At 68.7% G+C, this 16,156-nt stretch carries 16 protein-coding genes; 5 read left to right on the forward strand and 11 right to left on the reverse strand.

Annotation, left to right across the window (positions count from 1 at the left end; all coding sequences use genetic code 11):
* Positions 1-61: 61 nt before the first annotated feature.
* The 9 genes from ACWGKS_RS10835 to ACWGKS_RS10875 form a co-directional block, all read right to left on the reverse strand.
* Complete coding sequence (locus tag ACWGKS_RS10835; RefSeq protein WP_452522447.1) at positions 62-277, reverse strand: hypothetical protein; 216 nt, start codon at positions 275-277, stop codon at positions 62-64.
* A 27-nt stretch (positions 278-304) separates the two neighbouring features.
* Positions 305-1,135, reverse strand: a complete 831-nt coding sequence (locus ACWGKS_RS10840; protein ID WP_358515549.1) for a glycosyltransferase family 2 protein — start codon at positions 1,133-1,135, stop codon at positions 305-307.
* A gap of 310 nt (positions 1,136-1,445) precedes the next feature.
* Positions 1,446-2,216 carry a CDP-alcohol phosphatidyltransferase family protein gene (locus tag ACWGKS_RS10845; protein WP_358515552.1) on the reverse strand — a complete coding sequence of 257 codons (771 nt, stop codon included), beginning with the start codon at positions 2,214-2,216 and terminating at the stop codon, positions 1,446-1,448.
* The gene (locus tag ACWGKS_RS10850; protein WP_358515554.1) at positions 2,194-3,243 is read right to left on the reverse strand and encodes an iron-containing alcohol dehydrogenase family protein; all 1,050 of its coding nucleotides are present in this window, start codon (positions 3,241-3,243) and stop codon (positions 2,194-2,196) included. Before ACWGKS_RS10850 ends, ACWGKS_RS10845 begins: the two co-directional genes overlap by 23 nt.
* Positions 3,244-3,248: 5 nt before the next feature.
* Positions 3,249-3,980 (reverse strand): phosphocholine cytidylyltransferase family protein, encoded by a 732-nt coding sequence (locus ACWGKS_RS10855; protein ID WP_358515556.1) that lies wholly within the window; start codon positions 3,978-3,980, stop codon positions 3,249-3,251.
* A 33-nt stretch (positions 3,981-4,013) separates the two neighbouring features.
* Positions 4,014-4,763, reverse strand: a complete 750-nt coding sequence (locus ACWGKS_RS10860; protein ID WP_452522450.1) for a DUF5941 domain-containing protein — start codon at positions 4,761-4,763, stop codon at positions 4,014-4,016.
* Between the two features lie 14 nt (positions 4,764-4,777).
* Entirely contained in the window at positions 4,778-5,536 is a 759-nt protein-coding gene (locus tag ACWGKS_RS10865; protein ID WP_358515560.1) for a hypothetical protein, read from the reverse strand.
* A 200-nt stretch (positions 5,537-5,736) separates the two neighbouring features.
* Complete coding sequence (locus ACWGKS_RS10870; RefSeq protein WP_358515563.1) at positions 5,737-6,708, reverse strand: ABC transporter ATP-binding protein; 972 nt, start codon at positions 6,706-6,708, stop codon at positions 5,737-5,739.
* The gene (locus ACWGKS_RS10875) at positions 6,708-7,550 is read right to left on the reverse strand and encodes an ABC transporter permease (RefSeq protein ID WP_358515566.1); all 843 of its coding nucleotides are present in this window, start codon (positions 7,548-7,550) and stop codon (positions 6,708-6,710) included. The genes ACWGKS_RS10870 and ACWGKS_RS10875 overlap by 1 nt, the downstream gene beginning before the upstream one ends.
* Positions 7,551-7,908: 358 nt before the next feature.
* Between ACWGKS_RS10875 and ACWGKS_RS10880 the strand changes: the two genes are divergently transcribed.
* Together ACWGKS_RS10880 and ACWGKS_RS10885 are read left to right on the forward strand one after the other, a co-directional pair.
* Positions 7,909-8,679 (forward strand): IspD/TarI family cytidylyltransferase, encoded by a 771-nt coding sequence (locus ACWGKS_RS10880; RefSeq protein WP_358515568.1) that lies wholly within the window; start codon positions 7,909-7,911, stop codon positions 8,677-8,679.
* Positions 8,676-9,440: a glycerophosphodiester phosphodiesterase gene (locus tag ACWGKS_RS10885; protein ID WP_358515571.1), complete on the forward strand. Its 765-nt coding sequence runs from the start codon at positions 8,676-8,678 to the stop codon at positions 9,438-9,440. Before ACWGKS_RS10880 ends, ACWGKS_RS10885 begins: the two co-directional genes overlap by 4 nt.
* A 3-nt stretch (positions 9,441-9,443) precedes the next feature.
* Here the strand turns inward: ACWGKS_RS10885 and ACWGKS_RS10890 are convergent, their stop codons facing one another.
* Both ACWGKS_RS10890 and ACWGKS_RS10895 read right to left on the reverse strand, forming a co-directional pair.
* On the reverse strand, positions 9,444-10,508 hold the full coding sequence (locus ACWGKS_RS10890) for a DUF4429 domain-containing protein (protein WP_358515574.1): 1,065 nt from the start codon (positions 10,506-10,508) through the stop codon (positions 9,444-9,446).
* 79 nt (positions 10,509-10,587) lie between these two features.
* Complete coding sequence (locus tag ACWGKS_RS10895; RefSeq protein WP_358515577.1) at positions 10,588-11,583, reverse strand: glycosyltransferase family 2 protein; 996 nt, start codon at positions 11,581-11,583, stop codon at positions 10,588-10,590.
* Positions 11,584-11,866: 283 nt separating this feature from the next.
* On the opposite strand from ACWGKS_RS10895, the gene ACWGKS_RS10900 reads away from it, so the two are divergent.
* From ACWGKS_RS10900 to ACWGKS_RS10910, 3 genes are all read left to right on the forward strand, one after another.
* On the forward strand, positions 11,867-13,372 hold the full coding sequence (locus ACWGKS_RS10900; protein WP_358515580.1) for an LCP family protein: 1,506 nt from the start codon (positions 11,867-11,869) through the stop codon (positions 13,370-13,372).
* Between the two features lie 48 nt (positions 13,373-13,420).
* Complete coding sequence (locus tag ACWGKS_RS10905) at positions 13,421-14,092, forward strand: YIP1 family protein (RefSeq protein WP_452455227.1); 672 nt, start codon at positions 13,421-13,423, stop codon at positions 14,090-14,092.
* Between the two features lie 262 nt (positions 14,093-14,354).
* A complete protein-coding gene (locus ACWGKS_RS10910; RefSeq protein ID WP_358515585.1) occupies positions 14,355-15,686 on the forward strand; it encodes a UDP-glucose dehydrogenase family protein in 1,332 nt (443 codons plus the stop codon).
* The last annotated feature ends 470 nt before the right edge of the window (positions 15,687-16,156 follow it).

The following is a 16,156-nucleotide window of genomic DNA, read 5'->3' on the forward strand; positions in this document are numbered from 1 at the left end:
GGGCGGGGGGGGGGGGGGGGGGGGGCGCGGGCCCCCCCCGCCCCTCCCCCATCATCCGGGTCTAGGGCCCGCCGGGGCCCTGCGGACCGGGGCCGGGGGCTCCGGGGTGCCGGCCGGGCCACTGCCGGTGCGGCGGCGGGCCGTAGCCGTACGGCCCCGGCGGCCTCTGGGAACCCTTGCCACGGCTCACGACGACCACCACCACGACGACCACCGCGACGATGACGACGAGCACGAAGAACAACGCGATCAGCAGGAGTGAGCTCACGGCCATCATCGAGGTTCCCAGGGGGTCGAGGCGGATTCAGATGATCGGTGGGCGACCCGCGCGGGTCATCCGCCAGGCGGTCGCCCAGCTGATCGGGGTTCGGGGGCCGGCGTCCTCACGCCAACCCTCGCGGAAACCACCGAACCACGCGCCGAGCGCGCTCCTGTCACGCTCCCGGAGCACCGTCAGGCCCATCCAGGTGCCGAGGTAGGCGAACGCCAACGGCCAGGGAAGGTTGCGTCGGGCCAGCCACACCCGATTGCGGGCGTTGAGCCGGTAGAAGTTCTCGTGCCGGGTCGGCGTCACCGCGGGGTGGTACATCACTGCGTCGGCGTCGTACTCGATGCCGTACCCGGCGTCCATGATCCGCCAGGCCAGGTCGGTCTCCTCGTGGGCGTAGAAGAAGTCGCCCGGCAGACCGCCGCCCTTGTCGAAGGCGGTGCGACGGATGGCGCACGCGCCACCCAGGAACGTGGTGACCACACTGGACTTGCGGGAGTCACCGACCCGCAGTCGCGGCACGTGCCTGCGCTGGTCGGGGCCGCCGTCGGGGTCGGCGATCCGAAACGACAGGGCGCCCAGGGAAGGCTCGGAGCCGAACCGGTCGCGCACGTGCTCGGCCAGGTCCATGGACCGGTACCAGCCATCGTCGTCCAGGAACAGGATCACGTCGCCCGTGGTGGCCTTGACACCGTGGTTACGCCCCTCGGGGATGCCCACGTTCTCCGGTAGGTTCACCGTGACCACGCCCTCGGGCAGGTCGGGCAGGTCGGCGCCGTTGCTCACGACGACGACCTCGACGTCGGCACCCTCCTGCTCGAACACGCTGGTGATGGCCCGGCGCAGTTCGGCGGGTCGTGTGCCCATGGTCAGCAGGACACAGGAAAGGGTGGGTCGACCGGGCACCTGGGAACCGCTCCGTTCCTGCGCTCGGGCTTTCCGCGCCCCGGGCAGAACCGGGCCGACGGGTTCGGCAGGACCGCCGGGGTCCTGTGCTGGTGGGATCACGGGTGTGGCCATGGATGCGAACCGTTCAGTGGATGACGTGCGGCTGACAGGTGGACACATGCCAACGTTCGCAGAAACAGACTAACGATAGAATAAAGACGAAGTGTACGGAGCCGTGGACCGGGTAGCGTCCACGGCTCCGTGCTTACGTCAGGACATCATCGACGCGTCACTCCAGGCGTCGGGAGGCGAGCACGCTCACGAAGTGCGCGAAGCTCATCAGCACCGCCACCGCGGCACAGGCCACGACCAGGACCCTGGTCGCCGTCAGGTCACCGAGGAAGAGGTCGACCACGGCCACCACCACCACGATCAAGGACAACTCCACGGCCTGGATCAGGCGATGGACCTTGAGCGCGGAGGCCAGGCGTCGCGCCAGGCTCAGCCCGGACGACTTGGGCCGCATGGCCTCTTCGGTGATCTTCTCCGGAAGACCGGCCTTGGCACGGGCCACGACCACGTTGTCGGTCTCGGCCTTGATGAGTACGACACCGAGCGCGGCGGTCATCCCAAGGATGACCCAGCCCCCGGCCTCGAACCCGCCCTGGGCACGGATGCCCAGGCCGACGAGCAACGCGACCTCGGACACGTAGTGACCGATGCGGTCCAGGTAGATCCCGGCCACACTGGTCCGACCCGTGTAGCGGGCCACCTCACCGTCGGAGCAGTCCAACAACAGGTAGATCTGCACCATCACGGCGGCGAGGATCGCCGACCACAGGCCACCGAACGCGACGACCACGCCCGCGAGCACCCCGAACACCATCATCAGGTAGGTGATGGGGTTCGGCGGGACGCGTAGGCGCACGAAGAACGTGGTCAGGTACGGGGAGATGTCCCTCATGTAGAGACGCCCCGCCCAGTGCTCCTCGTTCACGCGCTCCTTGATCCCCGCGGGCTGGCCGCCCGCGCGGACCTCAGCGACCGACGGCTTCGACATAGGCCGCGACACTCCGCCCGATCTCGTCCTCGGAGAGGTTCAGGTGTTCCAGGATCGTGAACCTGCCCGGGCGGGTGCCCGGAGCGTGTGCCACGGCCCGCGAGAACTCGGCCTCGGTGAGACCGACGTCGGCGGGCACGATGGGCAGCTGGTGGCGGAGCAGGCAGGAGCGGATCTCGTCCAGTCGCGCGGCCGGCCAGCCCAGATGCTGGACCCGCAGGTAGGAGGCGAAGAGCGTCCCCAGGCCGGCGAGTTCCCCGTGGTTGCCCTTGCCCGGGTAGAGCTGGGTGACCGCGTGCAGGATCTCGTGGCAGGCGCCACTGGCCGGGCGGCTGGAACCGGCGACCGACATGGCCATACCGGACAGCACCAGACCTTCGGCCAGGACCTTGAGGAACCCGTCCGAGTCGATGGAGTCGGGCCGGTGCAGGATCGCCTCCGCCGCCACGCGGGCGAAGGTGACCGCCATGCCGTCGACCGGTTCGTCGTTCTCCCTGCCCGCGAGTTCCCAGTCCTCGATCGCGGAGATGTTGCTGATCACGTCACCGACACCGGAACGGACCAGGTGCCCGGGGGCGGCCTGGACGTAGTCCACGTCGATGACGACCGCGATGGGCATGGTCACGCCGATGGACGGCTTGCCGCCCTCGTGCTCCAGGGAGCTGACCGGGGAGGCGATGCCGTCATGCGCCAGGTTGGTGGCCACGGCCACCATCGGGATGCCCGCCATGGTCGCGGCGAACTTGGTGACGTCGATGGTCTTGCCGCCGCCGATGCCGGCCACGGCCTCGTAGGCGCCTGAGCGCAGCTTCTGGCCGAGCTCGGTCGCCGCGTCGACGGTTCCCTCCTCGACTTGGAAGACCTCGCACTGGGGCAGGTCCAGGTCGGCGGCGATCTGTGCGCCCTGACCCGGTCCCACCGCCACGGCGATGCGTCCCTCGGTCGCGATGCGGCGGTCGGCCAACACCGTCCCGAGCGAGGAGATGGCTCCCCGGCGCACGTCGATCGCCAGAGGGGAGGGGAGCATTCGTGCTAGTAGCGGCACGCGATCTCCCTCGCCTTGGCCAGGTCGTCGTGGTCGTCGACCTCGACCCAGTCCACCTTGCCGATGGGGGCGACGGCGATCTTCTCGCCTCGGCGGACCAGCTCCTGGTAGCCGTCCTCGTAGTAGAGCTGCGGGTCGCGCTCCCAGGTGGCCTTCAGGGCGTCGGCCAGGCGGGAGTCGAGCGAGCCCTCGATGAGGGTGGCGCCGATGTACTCGCCCGCGGCGGTGGCGGGGTCCATCAGCTTGGTGATGTTCTGGAGGTGGCCGTCGTCGTCGAGGGTCACCTTCATCTCTTCTTCAGCGAGGCTTTTCACGTTGTCCACCGCGAGGAGGAGTTCCGGTCCCCGGGCGGCGAGTAGCGTTTCCTCGACACTCACCGGGTGCACGGTGTCGCCGTTGACCAGGAGGACGCCCTCGGAGAAGAACTCACGTGCGGTCCACAGGGAGTAGGCGTTGTTCCACTCCTCGGCCTTGTCGTTGTAGCTGAGGGTGAGCTTGACGCCGTGGCGCTCTTCCAGAGCGGCCTTACGCTCCTCGACGGCCTCGGCCCGGTACCCGACGACGATGACGACGTCGGTGAGACCGGCGGCCGCCAGGTTGCGCAGCGAGATGTCCATGATGGTCGTCTCGCCATCGACGGGCACCAAGGCCTTGGGCAGGGTGTCGGTGTAGGGACGCAGGCGACGCCCCGCGCCTGCGGCGAGAACCATTCCGAGCATGAGGGCGAGTTCCTCCTTAGGTCGAGGAGGCGTTCACGCCTCCCCGTTCGTTCCGGTGGCCGTTCGGCCCCCGTCTCCGTTGGGGGAGATCGGGTGATCTCCCCACTGCCTCTCTCCGCCGAGGGAGTCGGCGGAACCGGTACGCACTTCGGCCACCGGAGTGGCGCTCCAGGTGCGCACGGCCTCCCGAACCTGTAGGACCACCAGGTATCCGGCGAGTATGCCGTAGGCGGGTGTGAGGGCGGACAGCGCTCCCCCGGCCGCGATGACCAGCATCCTGCCGTCCCACCCGAGCGCGGCGGCGCGCGTCCCGGACGGTCGGTTCACTCCGACCGCGGGTCGTGCGACATCGTCGCGGTGGTGACAGGCGACCGTCACCAAGACTACGAACACCAGGGGACCGGGCACGCCGGACGCGAGCCCCAGCGTTGCCAGGTATCCGTATTCGGTGGCCCGCAGGATGGGTGGTACGAACCGGTCGAACCGCCCATTATGGGGGTGGCCGGCGGCCAAACCGGACAGTAGCAGGGCCGCGACCGGTGCGCACAGGGTAATGCCTGTCAGCCGCCCTTGGTCCGCCAGGAGTAGGACCACCACGATGATGGCACCGGCGACGGCCGTGAACAGCGGTGGTGCGATCCCTGGCGCCAACCTGCCCAGAAGCCTGCCCATGTGACCGTCATCACGAAGAAAACGCAGGTCGAGAACGATCGGTCCCAAAAGGTCACATCCCCGGGCATCCCGTTCGACCACCGGGAGACCGTCCGTCGGTCTCTCCCCCATCGGTCTCTCCCCGTTCACCGGCGCACCTCGGAGCTCGGGTCGACGAGTTCACCGGTGATCGCGACGACACAGCCGACGATGAGGCTGATGAAGGCGATCCGGGCGTCCCAGGCCGTGGCGGCGACGGCGATGACCAGGAAGCGCGTGGGCTGCTCGAAGGCCATGATCCGGCGGGTCAGCAGGGCGAGGGAGGGCGACGCGGGAACGGCGCTCCCACCCTCTTCGGTGTCCGGTATCCCGGCGGCCCGGGCGATCTCGGCCGCGTGGCCCGCGCCCGCGGGCCGCCCACCGTCCCGAGGCCTGGGGACCGAGGCCCCCTGGAGGCCCTCAGGACGGCGCTGGCCGGGAAGAACGAGCGGATGTGGCGCCCACCTCGCGGGCGGCGCCGCGCGGGCCACCAGAAGCGCGTCACGCAGGGCGAGGGCGATGAGCGCACCGGCCGCCCACCCCCAGGCGCCGGAGTGACCGGCGGCGGCCGCCCCGAAGGCGAGCCCGACGTAGATCACGTACTCCCGGAACCGAACGGTCATGGAGATGGTCCACAGGGTGAGGACGTCCCGACGGTGGGAGCGCATGCGCGAGCGGACCGTGTCACAGAACAGGACCAGCCCGAGGAACAGCGACCCGACGATCGCCCCCGTGACGTCGGCCCGACTGAACCAGACCGCCGCGATGGCCGCGACCACGACGCCGACGCGGGTCACCCCCGAACGGGTGACGTACCCGCGTTCGAGCATCCGCGCGGTCGCCCGCACCACGATTCCCTCGGCCATGTCCGCGCTCCCCTGGTTTCAGCTGAGAGTCACGGTCGCCTACGCTCTGTGCACAATCCATCACCGACACGCTCAAGGACGCCGATACGCCCCTTTGAGTCGCAGAGCGGCGTTTCGGACAGGCCCCACAGGAAAGAGCGCACCTCCGGAACGATCCGTGGTGCGCTCTTTCCTGTGGGGGATTCGCGTTCGGGTCCAGGTCAGGCGGCCTGCCCGCCGTCCTTACCGTCCTTGCCGTCGCCACCCTCACCCGGGTCGGCCTTGTCCGCCTCGGGCTTGGGTTCGTCGGCCGCGGTGGCACCGGCGTCGATCGGGCCGGCTTCGGCCTCGGCCTTCTTGGCCGCCGCCTCGGCGCGCTTCTTCTTCGCCGCGTCCTTCTTCTTGCGCTCCTCGATCTCGGCCTTGGTGTCCTCGTTGTAGGCGGCCAAGGCGGAGTCGATGTCGGAGTCCAGGGCCAGGGCCCCGTTCTTGATGTACAGACCGCGGTTGCAGAAGCGGCGCAGGTCCCTCTCGTTGTGCGAGACCAGGACCATGGTGCGCTCGTTGGCGAGCATGCGGTCGATGGCCTCGTAACTCTTGCGTTTGAAGGCCTTGTCGCCCACCGCGAGCACCTCGTCGACCAGCATGATCGGGTGCTCCAGCTGTGAGATGAGCGCGAAGCCCAGCCGCACCTTCATTCCGCTGGAGTAGTGCCGGATCGGGGTGTCGATGAACTTCGGCTTGATCTCCGCGAAGTCGACGATCTCGTCGAAGCGTTCGTCGATCTGCTTCTCGGTCATGCCGTGCAGCGAACCGACCAGGTACACGTTCTCCCGGCCGGTCAGGTTGTCGTTGAAGCCGGCTCGCAACTCCAGCAGGGGCGCCACCTTGCCGTGCACGCTCACCTTGCCCTCGTCGGGGAGGAGGACCCCGGCGATCATCTTGAGCAGGGTGGACTTGCCGGTGCCGTTCTTGCCGACGATCCCCACGCAGTCGCCCTTGGCGACCTCGAAGGAGACGTCCCGCAAAGGCCAGAAATCGTCGCCCTCGGCGTTGGGGTCGCGCTTGTTGCCGTGGATGAACATCTCACGCAGACTGCGCTTACGCCGGCGGTTCACCGCGAACTTCACACCGAGACCCTTGGCCTCGATGACCGGACCGTCGGCGACCGCGGCCTCGTAAGTGGACGCCATCACAACTCCTTCAGAACGGACATCTCCAGACGGCGGAACGTCCAGTATCCGATGATCAGCATCAGAATCGAACCGACCACCGCAGAGGTCAACGCGAGGGTACTCGGCGTTAGTTCCTCGAATCCGGAAAACCACACCGTTCGGTGCATCTGGAAGATACCCATCAACGGGTTGAGCTCGTAGAGAGTCTTCGCCCAGCCGGGGACCTTGTCCGCGTGGAGCACCATGCTCGCCGGGAACAGGATCGCCGATCCGTAGAACAGAATCCGGGTCAGGATACGAGTCAGGCGTTCCACGTCACGGAGCAACACGTTCACCGAGGACAGGAACAGGGTCACACCCAACCCGAACATGAAGGTCAGCACGATGGCCAGGGGCAACCAGAAGAGCATGCCCTCCCAGCTGAAGCGTCCGCCGAGCGCGAACACGAAGACCAGCAGGACCGGCCAGGTGAGCACGTACTCGATGAACTTGGTCCCCACCGTGGCCATCGGGAAGATCTCCCGGGGCACCTTCATGGTGGTGATCAGCTTCGAGTGCGTGATCATCGCTCGCGGCGCCTCGCTGAGGATGGCGCCGAAGGTGGTCCAGGGAAGGATGCCCGCGACCAGGAAGAGGATGTAACCGCCCGGAACACCCTCCGGCATACCTCGTTCCGCCTGGAGCACGATGCCGAAGACGAAGAAGTACACCAACGTCAGAGCGAGGGGTTCCAACATCGTCCAGGCGTATCCCAGCACGGATTGCTGGTACTTGACCTTCAGGTCGCGCCGGACCAGGAGGCCGACGACCTTCCGGTGCTCCCAGACGGCCAGCGTCCTTGACGCCACCGCCACCTCCAAGGTTCGAGATCGTCCGGTTCAGATGTGCCGGACTGTCGCGTCTATGAACTCGCCTGTGCGCACCGGCCTTCGACACGGCCCCACCCGTACCCGGACCGGAACGGGGGCTGTCCGGAAGGTCGGGGGATACCGCGGACCACGCCCGGCTCCACGTCCGAATCGATGGGAGGGAGGGACCGATCACGCTCGACAGGCGTCCATAGGTTACCGCTGCATCGGACAGACCGTGTCAACCACGTGCCGTTCACCCCGGAACAGACCTCTCGTCTTCGACGTCGGTTAGGGTCTGGCATCGACATCCCACCTCGGGTTCCCTCGTTCGATCTCCGGCGAGCACCCGAGTAGGCACGGAGGAAGCATGTCCGCAGGTCCGCGGGTGATCGCGGCGGTTCTGGCAGGTGGGGTCGGTGCGCGTATGGGCGCGACCTCCCCCAAGCAGCTCCTGCCGCTGGAGGGGCGTCCCATCATCGAACATTCGATCGCGGCCTTCGAGGCCAGCCCCGACGTGGACGAGATCGTCGTGTTGATGGTGGACGAGTACGTGGGCCGGATCGAGGACCTGGTCGCCGAGGCCGGGTTCGCGAAGGTGTCCAAGGTGCTCCCGGGTGGAGCGACTCGAACGGACACCTCCTACGCGGCGTTGACCGCGATGTCGGCCGCCTCCGCCGACGACCTGGCGTTGCTGCACGACGCGGCCCGTCCCTTGGTCCGACCGGCGACCATCGCGGCGTGCGTGTCCGCTCTGGGCGAGGCGGGTGCCGTCGGGGTGGCGGTGCCCAGCGCCGACACCGTGGTGCGGGTGGCCCCGGGGCGGTCCGGCGGCGAGGTGATCGAACAGACCCCGGACCGTTCCACCCTGCGTCGGATGCAGACGCCTCAGGGGTTCCGTTTGGGCGTGGCACGCCGCGCCTACGAACTGGCGATGGCGGACCCGAACCTGGTGGCCACCGACGACTGCGGGGTGGTGCTGCGGTACCTGCCCGAGGAAGAGGTGCGGATCGTGCCGGGGGAGGAGAGCAACATCAAGGTGACGAACCCGGGTGACGTGGAGATCGCAGAGACGCTGTTGCGCCGGATGCGCGCGCACGCCGCGCCGATGGGGCGTCCGATTCCGGAGGTGGCGCCGTGAGCCGGGTCTTCGAGGCCACCGATGTGATCGGGCACCGGGGCGCGGGCCGAGGAGTGGTGGACGGGACCCGGGAGAACACCGTGGCCTCGTTCGAACTGGCCGCCCGCACCGGCGCGGACTGGATCGAGATCGACGTGCGCCGTACGCGTGACGACGCCCTGGTGCTCTACCACAACGCCGCTCTGGACGACGGTCGCGCCATCGTCGACCTCACCCTCGGGGAGTGCGGAGAGGCCGGGCTGGTGGGTCTTGAGGAAGGACTCTCCGCGATCCCGGGCCACATCGGTCTGGACGTGGACGTCAAGACGGTGATGGAGGACGCGGTGGACGCGCCGGCACGGCGAACCGTGTCGTTGCTCCTGCCCCATCTGCGCCGCGAGGCCGAGCGTCGCCGAGTGTTCGTCTGTTCGTTCGACCCGGGTCTGCTCTTGGCCGTGCGGGAAGGGGCCCCCGGGGTTCCGACTGCCTGGATGCCGTACGTGCGCAACCCCGCGGACTCGGCGATCCCCGGTGCCGTGGGGCTGGGGTGCCCGATCGTGGCGGTGGACGCCCGTGCCCTGGGATTGAGCGACGAGGAGCCCAAGCCGGGGCGACGTCCACTGGAGTACACGGTCGAGACCGCGCACCGCGCCGGGCTGGAGATCATGTCCTGGTGCCCGGACCCGGTCGACGCGGCGCGCTTCGCCGCGGCCGGCATGGACGCGGTCGTGGTGGACGACGTGTCCGGTGCGGTGACCGCCCTCAAGGAATCGCGCGATTGAAGCTCAGATCCGGTCGAGGAGTTCGGCCTTCTTGGTGCCGAACTCCTCGTCGGTGAGCAGGCCCTTGGCGTGCAGGTCGCCGAGGCGTTCGATCTGCTCGAAGATCCACGCGGTGTCGGCCCGTGGTGCGGGCTCGCCGAGGCCCACCGGGGCGTCCTGGCCGGCCTCGGCGATCTCGACGGAGGAGTCGCCGTCCGACGTCTCCGCTCCCCTTCCGCCGGGGAGGTTCAGGGTGATCTGTGGCCCGCGCAGGGCGTCCACGGCGCTCCGGGCGGTCCGCTTCCACCATTCGGGGTCGTCGAAACCCACCGGCGGGGTCTGCTCGTCTTCGCCGGCACCGATGGCCGCCCGGGCCGTGCCCTCGTGCGCCCACCGGTGGGCGGTGACCGTGGCGGCCAACAGGAAGGCCTGGTGGATCTCGTTGCCCTCGTCCCCGGCACGCAACACGTTGAGGTCGGTCTTGGGTTTGGCGTCGGCGGACTTTCCCCGACCCAGCACGCGGACGAAGCCCCAGCCCCAGTCGTCGACCGGTGCCCACTCCATGCCGTCGATCTCGGCCAGGTCGAACTCGCGGCGCTGTTTCTTCTTCTTGTAGCCACCGGCGTAGCCACCCGACCACACCAGGGAGAGTCGGTCGTCCTCGAAGCGGGCGGTCCCCTCGGAGGTGAGCACGTGCAGGGGCTGGGGTGGGACCAGGGACAGCACCGCGCGGGGCTCGGGTTCACGGGCCTGCCCGGCGGCGAAGCGGAGCTGGTCGGCCAGGTACTCGGCGACCAGCTCGGTCTTGGCCGGGCCGGTCAGCCGGAAGGGCTGGAACTTCTCGTCGAGCATCGCGCCGACGGTGGAGTAGGGGTCCATGCGGTCACGCATCCGCAGGTTGAGGACCCAGCCCTTCTTCCGCCCCGCACCCGGGCGGAAGTCGACGTCGCGGACGAGCCCGACCGGAAGGTCGAGGGTACCCAGGAGTTTGAACAGCGGGCTCTTGAACCAGCCCTTGGTCTCGAAGCGGATGCGGACAGTCTCGCTGTCGAACACCCACACGGCCTGGTCTCCGCGCAACTCGTCCATGGCTCCCTCTCCGGTTCTCCTACCTTTCTTGCTAGCAGAACCGGAGCTCCGATGGGAGACCGCTTCTCGGATCCCGAGTTCAGGAGTGGGAGGTCTGAGCGGTCCGCGAGTCGGCGCCCAGCTTCGACGGGCTCGTGATGAACCCGACGCCCCACGACATGTGCATGGTGGCGAGCGCCAGCGGGATGAGCGGCCACGACGAGGCCGGCCGCCCCCGGGTGAGCGGCACCGACGCGGCGGTGATCAAGGCCAGGTAGGCGGCGGGGACCAGCCACAGCGGCCAGAACAGGAAACCGCCGAGAAATCCGACGCCGATCCCGGCCACGGCCACCGGCGGCGCGAGGTAACGGAGGTTGATGGTGCCCTTGTGCTGGCGGGCGACCACACGCCGCCACCGGCCGTAGTGGAAGTACTGCTTGGCGAGCAGCTTGACGTTGCGGCGCGGACGGTAGGAGACCTGCATCCGAGGCTGGAACCAGACGGTGCCGCCGGTCGTGCGGATGCGGTGGTTCATCTCCCAGTCCTGCGCCCGCAGGAACGCCTCGTCGTACCCGCCGACACGCTCCAGCGCGGATCGGCGGAACACACCGAGGTAGACGGTATCGGCGGGGCCGCCCTCACCACCGGTGTGGAAGCGGGCGTTGCCGACCCCGACCTTGGAGGTCATGGCGGCGGCCACGGCCTTCTCCCAGGGGGTGGTGCCCTCGGCGGCCATGATGCCGCCGACGTTGTCGGCGCCGGTCTCATCGAGGGTCTCCACGGCCACCCGGAGATAGTCCGAGGGCATCATCGCGTGGCCGTCGATGCGCGCGACGACGTCGTGCGAGGAGGCGCCGATGGCGGCGTTGAGGGCGGCCGGGGTCTTACCGGTGGGATTGTCCACCACCTTGACGCGGGGATCCGCCGCGGCGAGGTCGTCGGCGACCTCACGCGTGCGGTCCTTGGAGGGACCGACCCCCAGGACGACCTCGAGCTCGCCCGGGTACTCCTGGGCGAGGACGTGTTCCACCGCGGCGGCGAGGTGGCGTTCTTCGTTCAGAACAGGCATGACGACGGAGACAGGCGGCCAGGACACGGGCACTTCCCTGGATCAAGACGTGTCGGAAACGCGCACGAAGAGAGGATGTACGCGCCGTCAACGGTACTGCACCGGGGCCACCGGCCGGACGACCCGTCTCCACCGTCACGGCTTGACGCCCGAGATGATTCACACGAAACGACAGAACCGATCGGCCTCTTCCGGTCTCGAAACATAGGGGGGCAACACGCCGGGGGCCGACATCCGGCCCCCTTCGGCCGATCGGGTGACAACCTAGGTGTGTCGAGGACACCGTTGAACGGGTGGGACGGGGATGCCGATGAGCGACGACGCCGGACGGCACGGATCAACGGGCGAGTTCCGACGTGAGCGTTCCTCCCCTGTGCCACCCGACCGTTCAAAGCGTTCCGGGCGGATCACCGTGCCCAGCGCGACGGTCCGGCGGCGCCGCAACGGTCTGCTCGTGATGAGTGTCCTCTCGGTGCTGGTCCTGCTGGCCTCCGGCACCTCGTGGGCGATCACCGGGTGGATGTCGGGTTCGCTGAACCGCTTCGACGTGTTCAGCGGGATGGCCGACGACGACCGCCCCGAGGAGACCGGTGGTCTGACCTTCCTCGTCATCGGTTCCGACAGTCGCGACGAGATGAACTCAGAGGATCAGAACGCGCTCAGCGTCGGTTCCACCCCCGGACAGCGATCCGACACGATCATGCTGGTGCGCCTCAACCACGAGCGCGACCACCTCACCGTGGTCGGTATCCCCCGCGACCTGTGGGTGGACATCCCCGGCGAGGGCGAGGACAAGATCAACGCCGCCTACGCCTTCGGCGGCCCTCAACTCGCGGTCCAGACCGTGGAGTCGACGACGGGGGTGCGCATCGACCACTACGTCGAGGTGGACTTCAACGGATTCGTGGACGTGGTGGACGCCCTGGACGGCATCGAGGTGTGCCTGCCCGAGGCCATCGACGACCCCAAGGCGCACCTGAACATGGAGGCGGGCACCCACCAGGTGGGCGGGGCCGACGCCCTGGCGTTCGCCCGGACCCGAGCCACCGCCCGAGGCGACCTGGACCGGATCGACCGCCAACAGCAGGTGCTGTCGGCCATGTTCGACAAGGCGCTGAGCAGCCAGACCCTCTCGGACCCGGGCAAGCTCACCGCGTTCCTGGACAGCTCCCTGTCCTCGGTGACCGTGGACGAGGGGATGGACACCAGCGCCATCAACGACCTGGCGTACCAGATGCGCGAAATGGACCTGAGCAACGTGACCTTCGCGCAGGTGCCGATCTCGGACATGGACCACTGGACACCGCGCGGTGACGTCGCCCTGCTGTGGGACGAGCCCGCGGCACGGGAGATGTTCGCCGACATCAACGCCGACCGCCCGTTGAACGAACCCGAGGCCGAGGAGTCGGCCCAGGAGAACGCCGAGCCCGTCCCCGGCGACGTCCGGGTCCGCGTGTTCAACGGCACCGCCACCCCGGGCCTGGGCGCCCGAATGGACAACCAGTTCGCCGAGGCCGGGTTCGACGTCACCGACGAGGCCGAGAACTGGAGCGACCGGAGCGTGCCGACGACAGAGGTCCGGTACGGACCGAAGGACGAGGAGCTCGCCGCGTACATGGCGGAGATGCTGCCGGGTTCGGAGACGGTCGAGGACCAGACCCTGGAGGGCGACCTGCAGGTCGTGATCGGTTTCAACCACACGACGTTCGAACCGCCCGCTCCGGTGGAAGGCGCGGTGGCGGAAGAGGAACCGCAGGAACCGACCACGGAGGACGGGACCGCCATCACCACCGCCAAAGAGAACATCTGCACGTAGCCTTGTGAGGAGAGGGACCGCGAAAGTCCCTCGGGGAAGGGGAAGCTCTTGCTCCGCCACCTGGTCGGACTACTCGCCGGAATCGCCTTGACCCCCGTCATCTGGGTGGGGATCGCGTGGGCGGCCGACCTGTTCCCCCGTATCACCCAGGGTGAGGTGGACGTCGCTTCGGTGTTGTCCGTGGTGGTCCTGTGTCTGGTGGGTGCCGTGGGCGCCTACCTGGTCGCCTCACGCCGCTCTCCCCTGGTGGCCGGTACTTCCGGGGCGCTCCTGACCGCCCTGTGTCTGTGGCCGATCGTCTCCCCCGAGACGCTGACCTCCGCACTCTCCTGGCTCAACGAGGAGACGTTCCTGTACCCGAGCGGGGCCGGACTCGGCATCGCCCTGCCCCTGGGCGTGCTGCTCCTGGGTTCGGCGACCCTGCCCACCCGCTGGCGCGCGGCCGAGGACCTGGGCCCCGTTCCCGGCGATCGAGTGGTGGCGAGCGCGAGCCGCGACCGGTATCGCTCGGCGCCGGTCGACGAGGTCGGGCCCGAGCCGGGCGAGACCGTGGAAGAGCGGTGGAACGACGGAGGTCCGGTCGGCGACACCGTGCCCGACGTTCCTCCACCCGCCTCCCCCGTACGCCGGTACGACGATTCCGGCAAGACCACGACGCCGTTCCGTCGCGGTGAGAGCGGCGCGGTGTGGACCCCACTGGACGACGACCGGGGCCGTTGATCCGAACGTCCCACTTCACGGGGGCGGGACGTCCCCTCATCGATCCCCTCGTACCGACATCTCACCACCCACCGGTAATCTGTCCGCCTGACTGTTCACGTGCAGTTGGGTCGGACGCCACGGCCCTGCGCGTAGGGTGATGCCGCCCCGGCACCATCGTCGGCCGAACCATGTCCGTTATCCGCCCCCGTGAGGGATGTCGACCGCCGAGAGCGGGAACAACCAATACCAGGCGCGCGCGGAAGCAAGGAAGGAACACCCAGTGGTCGAAGCGGAACGTATGCGGGTCTGCGTCATCGGGACCGGCTACCTCGGCGCCACGACGGCCGCCTGCCTGGCCGAGATGGGCTTCGAGGTCCTGGGCCTGGACGTCGACGAAGCCAAGGTCGACATGCTCCGTTCCGGCAAGGTCCCCTTCTACGAGCCCGGTCTCGACGAGCTACTGAAGGCCAACCTGAAGACCGGTCGGCTGCGTTTCACCACGAGCTTCGCCGAGGCCGCCGAGTTCGCGGACCTGCACCTGATCTGTGTGGGCACCCCCCAGCGTGACGAGTCCGGCGCCGCCGACCTGCGCTACGTGAACTCGGCGGTGGACAACCTCGCCCCGTACCTGACCCGACCGACCGTGGTCGTGGGTCGCTCCACCGTCCCGGTGGGCACCGCCGCCACCCTGGCCGCCCGCCTCGCCGCGCTCGCCCCGGTGGGCGAGGAGGCCGAGCTCGGTTGGAGCCCGGAGTTCCTCCGCGAGGGCTTCGGGGTGGAGGACACCCTGCACCCCAACCGCATCGTGATCGGCACCGAGTCCCCCCGAGTCGAGAAGGCCGTCCGCGCCCTGTGGCAGCAACAGGTGGACGACGGCACCCCGTTCCTGGTCACCGACCTGCAGACCGCCGAGCTGGTCAAGGTCTCGGCCAACGCCTTCCTCGCCACGAAGATCTCCTTCATCAACGCGATGGCCGAGGTGTCCGAGGTCGCGGGCGCCGACGTCATCCAGCTCGCCGAGGCGCTGTCCTACGACGACCGCATCGGCGGCAAGTTCCTCGGCCCCGGCCTGGGCTTCGGTGGTGGCTGTCTGCCCAAGGACATTCGCGCCTTCATGGCCCGCGCCGACGAGCTGGGCGTCGAGCCCGCGCTGTCGTTCCTGCGCGAGGTGGACGCGATCAACCAGCGTCGCCGGGCCCGCACCATCGACATCGCCCGCCAGCTGATCGGCGGAAACTTCGCCGGGCGCACCGTGGCGGTGCTGGGCGCGGCCTTCAAGCCGAACTCCGACGACATCCGCGACTCGCCCGCGCTGGACGTGGCCTCGACCATCGCCTCCCTGGGCGCGCACGTGACGGTGTACGACCCCCAGGCCCTGGAGCGCGCCCGTGAGGCGTTCCCGGAGCTGAACTACGCCGACTCCATGCTGGACGCCACACGCGACGCGGACGTGGTCCTGCTGCTCACCGAGTGGGCGGAGTTCAAGGATGCCAACCCCGACGAGATGGGCGAGGTCGTGTCCCAGAAGCGGATCGTGGACGGGCGCAACGCGCTGGACCCCACGTACTGGCGCGCTTCCGGCTGGACCTACCGGGCGCTAGGTCGCCAGTAGGAACCATCCATACGCTGAACGGCCGTCCCGAGTCACGGGACGGCCGTTCGCATGTTCGGACCACCCGAAGCCCGCTCATCCGCAGCCAGATCGCAGACGGTCTGTAGCCCGATCTCCGCTGGATCGCATCAGAGGTTTCGAGGAGTTCGGTGACCGCGCCGGGCTGCGAGGCTGCGAGGCTGCGAGGCTGCGAGGCTGCGAGCACGGTGCGCGGTGCGCGCCCTGGTCCGTGTCTCCAGCGCCGGCGGCTGACCAGGCGGTTGGTGGTCGTCCTTTTGGTGTGTGGGTGGGACGCCTGAGGTAGAGAATCTGCCGGTTTACGGGGCGGGTGTGGGGTGGTTGGTGGGGCGCCTCAGGTTTCTGGCTCTGGGGGTTGTTGGGCGTTGCTCGGGTGTGTTCTCCCTCCTTCCCCGCCGCGTGATTGTTGCCGCCCGCACCGCACGCGTCAAGGCGATGGTGAGTGCTCTGAC

Source organism: Nocardiopsis sp. NPDC055879 (genome assembly GCF_053615935.1).

What these genes read in the sequence shown, in the direction of transcription:
- ACWGKS_RS10835 (WP_452522447.1), bottom strand. Translation starts at nt 277, where the DNA reads ATGATGGCCGTGAGCTCACTCCTGCTGATCGCGTTGTTCTTCGTGCTC.
- ACWGKS_RS10840 (WP_358515549.1), bottom strand. Translation starts at nt 1,135, where the DNA reads ATGGGCACACGACCCGCCGAACTGCGCCGGGCCATCACCAGCGTGTTC.
- ACWGKS_RS10845 (WP_358515552.1), bottom strand. Translation starts at nt 2,216, where the DNA reads ATGTCGAAGCCGTCGGTCGCTGAGGTCCGCGCGGGCGGCCAGCCCGCG.
- ACWGKS_RS10850 (WP_358515554.1), bottom strand. Translation starts at nt 3,243, where the DNA reads ATGCTCCCCTCCCCTCTGGCGATCGACGTGCGCCGGGGAGCCATCTCC.
- ACWGKS_RS10855 (WP_358515556.1), bottom strand. Translation starts at nt 3,980, where the DNA reads ATGCTCGGAATGGTTCTCGCCGCAGGCGCGGGGCGTCGCCTGCGTCCC.
- ACWGKS_RS10860 (WP_452522450.1), bottom strand. Translation starts at nt 4,763, where the DNA reads ATGGGGGAGAGACCGACGGACGGTCTCCCGGTGGTCGAACGGGATGCC.
- ACWGKS_RS10865 (WP_358515560.1), bottom strand. Translation starts at nt 5,536, where the DNA reads ATGGCCGAGGGAATCGTGGTGCGGGCGACCGCGCGGATGCTCGAACGC.
- ACWGKS_RS10870 (WP_358515563.1), bottom strand. Translation starts at nt 6,708, where the DNA reads ATGGCGTCCACTTACGAGGCCGCGGTCGCCGACGGTCCGGTCATCGAG.
- ACWGKS_RS10880 (WP_358515568.1), top strand. Translation starts at nt 7,909, where the DNA reads ATGTCCGCAGGTCCGCGGGTGATCGCGGCGGTTCTGGCAGGTGGGGTC.
- ACWGKS_RS10890 (WP_358515574.1), bottom strand. Translation starts at nt 10,508, where the DNA reads ATGGACGAGTTGCGCGGAGACCAGGCCGTGTGGGTGTTCGACAGCGAG.
- ACWGKS_RS10900 (WP_358515580.1), top strand. Translation starts at nt 11,867, where the DNA reads ATGAGCGACGACGCCGGACGGCACGGATCAACGGGCGAGTTCCGACGT.